This window comes from Amycolatopsis anabasis (genome assembly GCF_009765355.1).
In the GTDB taxonomy this organism is placed as follows: domain Bacteria; phylum Actinomycetota; class Actinomycetes; order Mycobacteriales; family Pseudonocardiaceae; genus Amycolatopsis; species Amycolatopsis anabasis.
In genome coordinates, this window is record NZ_VTHK01000122.1 from 1 (window position 1) to 7,698 (window position 7,698).

Sequence of the window (7,698 nt, forward strand, 5' to 3'; positions counted from 1 at the left end):
GCGCTGCCGTTCGTGCTGATCTTCCTGGCCACCGCCGCGCACACCGAATCCCACCTGGGTACGGTCGCGCTCGAACTCGTACTCGGCCTGGTGCTGGGGATCGCGATCCCGGCGGTGGTCGCGCTGGCGTGGCGGACCCGGATCCTCACGGCCGAGCCGCGGTTGCAGGCGCTGGGGCCGCTGGCGATCGCGGTGATGCTCTACGGCGCCTGCCACCTCACCCACGCCAACCCGTACCTGGCCGCCTTCGCCGCGGGCTCGACGCTGGCCACGCTCGATCGGGTCGCGGCCGAGCATTTCGAACCGTTCGGCGAGCTGTTGTCGGAGACCACCAAGTTCGCCGCGCTGCTGGTGTTCGGTGCATTGATCACCCCGGACCGCATCTCGCACATCACCCTCGGCGGCTGGGTACTGGCGGCGCTGGCCATCGTGTTGGTCCGGCCCGCGGCGATGCTGCTGTCGCTGCTGCGCACCCCGCTGGACCGGCGGGAGCGGGCGACCGCGGCGTGGTTCGGGCCCAAGGGGTTCGCTTCGGTGGTCTACGGCCTGCTCGCGCTGCAGTCCGGGATTCCCGACAGCGAGATCGTGTTCGACCTGGTCGCCATCACCATCGCCCTATCCATCGTCCTGCACTCCTCCACCGACGTCCCGGTCGCCAAGGCACTGCAGGTGGAGCCGCCGGACAACCTGCCCACCGGCCTGCCCGACCGCGACGACGCTCGCGTCAAAAACACGACAGGAGAAGCCGATGACCCTCGGCGGGAATGACCGAATCGTCGTACCTTGTGGGTATGCACGCCGAGCAGATGGCCGAGGAATTCCCGGTCGTCGATCTGGATTCCAACGCGCTGGAGGGCTCGCGGCTGCTGGCCAGCCATCGGATGCCCGGCCTCGTCGTGACCGACAAGACCGGGAAGCCGTACTCGATCCTGCCCGCCTCCCAGGTCGTGAAGTTTCTGGTCCCGAGTTATGTGCAGGACGACCCGTCGCTGGCCGGGGTGCTGTCGGAGTCGATGGCCGACCGGGTCGCCGACAAGCTCGGCGGCAAGACGGTCCGGGATTTGCTGCCCCGGGAGCCGCAGGAGCTACCCGCGGTCAACCACGACGACACCATCGTCGAGGTCGCGGCGATGATGGCCCGGCTGCGCTGCCCGCTGACCGCCGTGCTCCGAGACGGCACGCTCGTGGGCGTGATCACCGCGTCCCGCCTGCTGGAGCTCGCGCTCACACCACACTGACCTGCGGGGCCACGGCATGACCGTGGTCGCGATCGCCGTGTTCGCGGTGGCGTATCTGCTGATCGCCACCGAGAAGATCCCGAAGACGGTCGCCGCGCTCGCCGGTGCGGGCATCGTTCTCGGGGTTGGGGTGGTCGGTGCCGAGGACGCGTTCTACTCCCACGAGACCGGGGTCGACTGGGACGTCATCTTCCTGCTGCTCGGCATGATGATCATCGTCGGAGTGCTGCGCAAAACTGGCGTCTTCGAATACACCGCCATCTGGGCCGCCAAACGCGCCAAGGGCTCGCCGCTGCGGATCATGATCCTGCTGACGCTGATCACCGCGGTCGCCTCGGCGTTGCTGGACAACGTGACCACCGTGCTGCTGCTGGCACCGGTCACCCTGCTGGTGTGCGACCGGCTGGGGATCAGCCCGATCCCGTTCCTGATCGCCGAAGTGCTGGCCTCCAATATCGGCGGCGCGGCGACCCTGATTGGGGATCCGCCGAACATCATCATCGGCAGCCGGGCGGGACTCTCGTTCAACGACTTCCTGGTCAACATGGGCCCGATCGTGCTGATCGAGCTGATCGTGTTCACGCTGATGCTGCGGTGGCTGTTCCGCGGCTCGTTCACCGTCGACCCGGGCCGGGTTGATGACGTGATGGCGCTCAACGAACGCGAGGCCATCAAGGACCACGGGCTACTGGTCAAGTGCGGCGTGGTGCTGCTGGCGGTGTTCGCCGCGTTCGTCGGACATTCGGCCCTGCATATCGAGCCCTCGGTGGTGGCGCTGCTCGGCGCCGGTGTCCTGGTGCTCATTTCTCGGGCGAAACCCAAGGACTACCTGTCCAGCGTGGAATGGGAAACCCTGCTCTTCTTCGCCGGGCTGTTCATCATGATCGGCGCCCTGGTCAAGACCGGCGTCATCGGCGAACTGGCCAAGCTCGCCGCCGACGCCACCGGAGGCAACGCGCTGCTCGCGGTCATGCTCATCCTGGTCGTGTCCGCGCTGCTGTCCGGGATCATCGACAACATCCCCTACGTGGCCACGATGAGCCCGCTCGTGCTCGCGCTCACCAACGACATCGCCGACCCCGTCCATTCCGAGGCACTGTGGTGGTCACTCGCGCTCGGCGCCGACTTCGGCGGCAACCTCACCGCCGTCGGCGCCAGCGCCAACGTCGTCGTCCTCGGCATCGCCGCCCGCGAGGGCACCCCGATCTCGTTCTGGGAATTCACCAAGAAAGGCGCCATCGTCACCCTGATCACCATCATCATCGCCGCCCCCTACCTATGGCTGCGCTACTTCCTGCTCGCCTGACCACAGCTACACTCAGAAGGATCCTTGTGATGCCCATCACGCACCAAGTCGGGGAAGTGAAAGCGCCGTGGCCAACCTGCTCACCACCCTCGCGATCATCAGCCTCTTCGTCCTGGTGGTCCTCGCCCTGCGCGCCGCACACCACCGCCAGGACCACAACACCTGACCGACACGGACTTGGCACTCGAGCCGCACCACCCCGTGTGGCCCATGCCCTGGTACCGCCGAGGAAACCGTGATGGCGCAACGTCACGCAGGAACAGCACCCCGGGCGAGAACCACCACAAGCCCCGGACACCGCACCAACGCCGCGCGCAAGTACCGTCCGGAGTTGCAGGGGCTGCGGGCACTGGCCGTGCTGCTGGTGGTCGTCTACCACGTGTGGCTGGGCCGGATCTCCGGCGGCGTGGACGTGTTCTTCCTGATCTCCGGATTCCTCATCACCGGGCAACTCGTCCGGGCCAGCACCCGCGGAAGGATCGCGTTTCGTCCGTTGTGGGGGCGGATGATCAAACGGTTGTTCCCCGCCGCATTGACCGTGCTCGCTGCGGTCATCGCGATCAGTGTGCTGGTACTGCCGGAGAACCGCTGGTTCCAGACCATCAAAGAAGTCGTCGCCTCGGCGCTGTACGTGGAGAACTGGCGACTGGCCGCCGACTCGGTCGACTACTTCACCCAGCACGATTCCGCGAGCGTGGCGCAGCATTTCTGGTCGCTGTCCATCCAGGGCCAGTTCTACCTGGTGTGGCCGCTGCTGGTGGCGCTGGTCGCGCTGGCCGCCCGGTTGACCCGGCAGAGCCTGCGCCCGATGCTGTCGATCACGCTGCTGGTGCTGTTCACCGCGTCGCTGACGTATTCGGTATGGCTCACCGCGGCCAACCAGCCCCTGGCCTACTTCCATTCGCTGACCCGGGTGTGGGAGTTCGCACTGGGCGGCCTGCTCGTACTGGCCATCGACGCCGTCACGGTGTCTCGGTGGCTGCGGATCGTACTGGGCTGGGCCGGAATCGCCGCCTTGATCTCCTGCGGGCTGGTGCTACAGGTCGGCCAGGTCTTCCCCGGCTACCTCGCGCTGTGGCCCACACTCGCCGCGGCCCTGGTCATCACCGCCGGTGCGACCGGCAGCCGCCTCGGCGCCGATCGGCTGCTCGCGTCGCGTCCGCTGGTGTATCTGGGCAACCTCAGTTACGCGCTGTACCTGTGGCACTGGCCGGTGTTGATCTTCTACCTGGTCGCCCGCGACCGCGCCACGGTGGGCCTGCGGGGCGGCGCCATCATCATCGCGGCGTCGCTGCTGCTGGCGGCGGCGACCTATCACCTGGTCGAGAAACCCGCGCGGGATTCCCGGATCGGGCAGCGCACGAACTGGGGCGCCTACCGGTTCGGTGTGGCCATGCTGGTGCCGGTGCTGGTGGCCGCGGGCGCCTGGCAGGTGGTCAGCATGCGCAAGGCGGAGTCCTACGCCGCCTCGGTGAACGATCCCGATCATCCCGGTGCGCTGGCCCGCACCGCGGGATTCGAGCGCTGGGCGAGCCCGAACGCCCCGCTCGCCCCATCCTTCGTGGCACTGCCGGAGGACTTCGCGCGCATCGACGAAGAACACTGCACCACCGCCGCCCGCAGCGCAGACCTGGAGGTCTGCGCGACCGAAACCAACGGGCCACCGGCTCGGCGGATCGTGGTCACCGGCGACTCACACGCCGGCCAGTTCATCGGCGCGCTGCGCCCGATCGCCGAACGACGCAACTGGCAGATCATCGCGATGCTCCGCGGCGGCTGCCCGTTCTCCACCGACTCCGAGACCGTGCCCGGCGACCAGCCCTGCATCGACTGGAACAACAACGTGGCCGAGGAAATCCTCGAACAGCGACCGGACGCGGTGTTCACCATCGCGACCAAGGACGTCCGCCCCGGCGCCACCGAACACCTGCCCCCCGGCTTCGTCAACCAGTGGCGGAAAGTCGACGCCGCCGGCATCCCGGTGCTGGCCGTGCGGGACAACCCCCGCTTCGACGACTACTCACCCCCGCTGTGCGTGGAAGCCAACGGCCCGACCGCTCCCGAATGCAGCAGGCCACGCGCCGAACTGTACGCACCGGAACCGCCGTATGCCGGGTTGCCCGACCTCCCACCGAATGTGTCCTTTTTGGACTTCAGTGACTACTTCTGCGAACAGGACACCTGCCCACCGGTCATCGGCAACGTCCTGGTGTACATGGACAACAACCACATCAGCGCCACCTACATGACCACCCTGTCCACCATCCTGGAAAACGCCGTCGACTCCGCACTCGGCTGGCACGACGACGTGGCCAACGCCCCCACGTAGAACCTCACCCCCGGCTGGCGATCAGCAACGGCACACCCGTGACGATCAGCACGCGTTGCGAGAGTGGCTGCCTCGTACCGGCAAGCGGACAGGGCTCACGCCCTTCGGCGAGCGAGAACCAGGGCGCGGCCGACGAGACCGGCAGCGAAGACAGCAAGCCCTGTCACCACCGAGAGCCAGGGCAGCGTCGCGGCCAACAGCAGGCAGCCAACCAGACCGGACGCGGGCAGCCAGCGCGGGAGGCGTCGCTGGCCGGCGGGCAAGGTGAACGCGGAGGCGTTGGCGATCGCGTAGCAGAGCCCGATCAATTCCTCGGAGATAGAGCGTTCCGCGTCTGGTTTGAGAATGTGGTGCGTCATGGTCAGGCTGTTCCGCGGTGGAGTGCGTCGTCGAGCCATTTGCCGAGGTGTGGCGCTTCGGTACGGCCGCCGCGCCAGGCCAGGTGTGCGTCTGGCCGCACCAGCCATACGTCCCGCTGCTCGGGATCCTCGGGGGTAAGGGGCACGACGTTATCGCCGAGGTGTTTCCGCGCCTCGGCGAGGTGGGCGTCCCAGCTTTCGATGGGGACCAGCAGTGCCCATCGCTGACCGAGTTCAGCATGCAGACGGGTGTGGCTGCCGTCTGGGCGGGTGCATGCCAGGTCCGGGACGCGGTCGCCGGGCCGTGGTCGGCGCCCCAGCCGGGCCCTGATGTCGTGGGCCAGCGGGCCGCGGCGGTAGGTCACCCACAGCTGGGACGCGAGCTGGCTGGCCCGTCGTTGCACAGACGGCAGGGTGGCGACGGGGATCAGCACCCGCCTGCGCAGGAACCGCATCAGCGGACTGTCACCCACCTGCAGCCGGGTCGCGGTCGTGGTTCGCCGCAGCACGTCGGTCGCCAGTGGCCGGCGTTCGGCCTCGTAGGTGTCCAGCAGCGCGTCTGTGGCTCGCCCGTGCACGACCAGAGCCAACTTCCAGGCGAGGTTCTCCGCATCGCCCATCCCGGTGACCATGCCTTGTCCACCGAGCGGGCTGTGGATGTGGGCCGCGTCGCCGACGAGGAAGATCCGGCCCTGGCGGTAGGTGTCAGCCAATCGGCGGTGCACGCGGAAAACCGAGGTCCAGACCGTGTCCTTGATCTGGATATCGGTTCGTCCGGTGCGCTCGGGCACCAGCTTGCGGAAGCGTTCCAGGATCGCCTGATCGTCCTGGGGGCTGTCGTCGCCGGCCGGGTCGTAGGCCATCAGCCGCCACAGGTCCTCCGCGCGACCGACCTCGCGCATCGGTACGGCGAAGAACGGGCCGTCCGGGTGTGGCCAGCCATGCCCTCCGGCGCGATCGACCGGCCAGTCGGCGTGCACATCCGCCAGTAGGAACTGTTCGGTGAGTCGAACACCGGGAAACCCGACCTCAGTCAGCTTGCGCACGGTGCTGTGCGCCCCGTCGCAACCGGCCAGCCACCGGCACCGCACCGTGTCACCGTTGCCGAGCACGCCCGTGACACCGTGCGCATCCTGGGAGACATCGACCAGCGGGCTGCCCCAGTCGACGTCGACACCCAACTCGTCGAGCCGGCGCCGTAGCTCCTTCTCTATGTCGGCCTGCGACACGTACAGCGCCGGGCGGGCGGTGCCCAGGCCGACATCGCCGAACCGGACCGTAATCGCTGGCCGCCCGTCGAGGTACTGCGTGATGGTGAGCGCGGTGAGCGAACGCTCCGGCAGGTCACCGAGCGCACCGAGGCGATCGAGCACCTCGACACCCCGGGCATGCAGGATGTTCGCCCGCGACGTCGACGCCGGTCCCGAGGCACCGTCCACCACCCGAACGGACACCCCACTCAGACGCAGCGCGCAAGCCAGCGCCAGCCCGGAAGGCCCAGCACCCACCACCAGCACCTCGGCGTCCAACCCAGCATCAAACCCACTGTCCACCACGTCCATGACGGCCACCCACAAACTCCACGACCAACAAGGCGGAACGGTTCCGTTCCGTATTGAAGCCTAGTTCTCGACATCGCCGGAACGCAACCGTTCCGTTCCGTACTACGCTAACCGTGATGACCGAACCAACCCGAACACGTTCAGCCACTGGAGCGGCCCTGCTGCGAGGACAGGTCACCGACGCGATCACAGCGGCGGTCCTGGACGAACTCGCCGAGTCAGGCTATGCCCGCATGTCCATGGAAGCGGTCGCCCGCCGTGCCCGGGTCGGCAAAGCCGCCCTCTACCGACGCTGGACATCCAAACAGGCCATGGTCGAACAGATCGTGGCCGATCTCGCCTGGAACACTGTCCCCGTCCCCAACACCGGAACCCTCCGGGGCGACGTCAGCAGCTACGTCGCACACGCCAACGCGCTCACACAGGACCTGCGCACAACTCGCATCATCGCCGACCTCAGCGCCGAAGCCATCCGCAACCCACAGCTCGCCCAGACCTTCTACGCAGCCCTCCGCGAACCCCGCCGCGCGGCCGGCGCCACCATGCTGCACAAGGCGATCCAACGAGGAGAACTCCCCACAGACCTCGACACCGACCTCGCCCTCGACTGCCTGGTCGGCCTCACCTACGCGCGCCCGCAAACCCTGACCGCCTCCGGCGAGCTAACCGACCCCTATCCCCAACAACGACTCGTCAACGTCATCCTCGCCGCACTCGCCGCCTGCCACCACTAACCCGCACCATCCGTTCCGACGCGCGAGCACCCTCCCTGCCGGCGGACCCTCACACGCCCCGACACGCGCCGTCACCACCGGATTCGGGCCAGAGCCGATCACGGGATAGACCCTACGCGTCCTCTGTGGACCGAGCAGGGTAAGAGCGATCACGGCCCACGGACAGGAGC

Annotated in this window: 7 protein-coding genes; 5 read left to right on the top strand and 2 right to left on the bottom strand. The window is 67.8% G+C overall.

Translation table 11 applies throughout. The annotated features are described in order from the left end of the window. The 4 genes from FXO23_RS49990 to FXO23_RS50005 form a co-directional block, all read left to right on the top strand. Nucleotides 1-768: cation:proton antiporter domain-containing protein (locus FXO23_RS49990; protein WP_179957098.1), on the top strand; the 768-nt coding region annotated here is incomplete at its 5' end. Between the two features lie 23 nt (nucleotides 769-791). Then, on the top strand, nucleotides 792-1,238 hold the full coding sequence (locus FXO23_RS49995; protein WP_158896192.1) for a CBS domain-containing protein: 447 nt from the start codon (nucleotides 792-794) through the stop codon (nucleotides 1,236-1,238). A 16-nt stretch (nucleotides 1,239-1,254) separates the two neighbouring features. Further along, nucleotides 1,255-2,544 (top strand): ArsB/NhaD family transporter, encoded by a 1,290-nt coding sequence (locus FXO23_RS50000; protein ID WP_158896183.1) that lies wholly within the window; start codon nucleotides 1,255-1,257, stop codon nucleotides 2,542-2,544. Nucleotides 2,545-2,782: 238 nt separating this feature from the next. After that, a complete protein-coding gene (locus FXO23_RS50005; protein WP_158896185.1) occupies nucleotides 2,783-4,873 on the top strand; it encodes an acyltransferase family protein in 2,091 nt (696 codons plus the stop codon). A gap of 95 nt (nucleotides 4,874-4,968) precedes the next feature. On the opposite strand, the gene FXO23_RS50010 is transcribed toward FXO23_RS50005, so the two are convergent. Continuing rightward, a complete protein-coding gene (locus tag FXO23_RS50010; RefSeq protein WP_218952438.1) occupies nucleotides 4,969-5,232 on the bottom strand; it encodes a hypothetical protein in 264 nt (87 codons plus the stop codon). A gap of 2 nt (nucleotides 5,233-5,234) precedes the next feature. Then, the gene (locus tag FXO23_RS50015; protein WP_158896187.1) at nucleotides 5,235-6,794 is read right to left on the bottom strand and encodes an FAD-dependent monooxygenase; all 1,560 of its coding nucleotides are present in this window, start codon (nucleotides 6,792-6,794) and stop codon (nucleotides 5,235-5,237) included. Between the two features lie 116 nt (nucleotides 6,795-6,910). Between FXO23_RS50015 and FXO23_RS50020 the strand changes: the two genes are divergently transcribed. Next, nucleotides 6,911-7,528: a TetR/AcrR family transcriptional regulator gene (locus tag FXO23_RS50020; protein ID WP_158896190.1), complete on the top strand. Its 618-nt coding sequence runs from the start codon at nucleotides 6,911-6,913 to the stop codon at nucleotides 7,526-7,528. The last annotated feature ends 170 nt before the right edge of the window (nucleotides 7,529-7,698 follow it).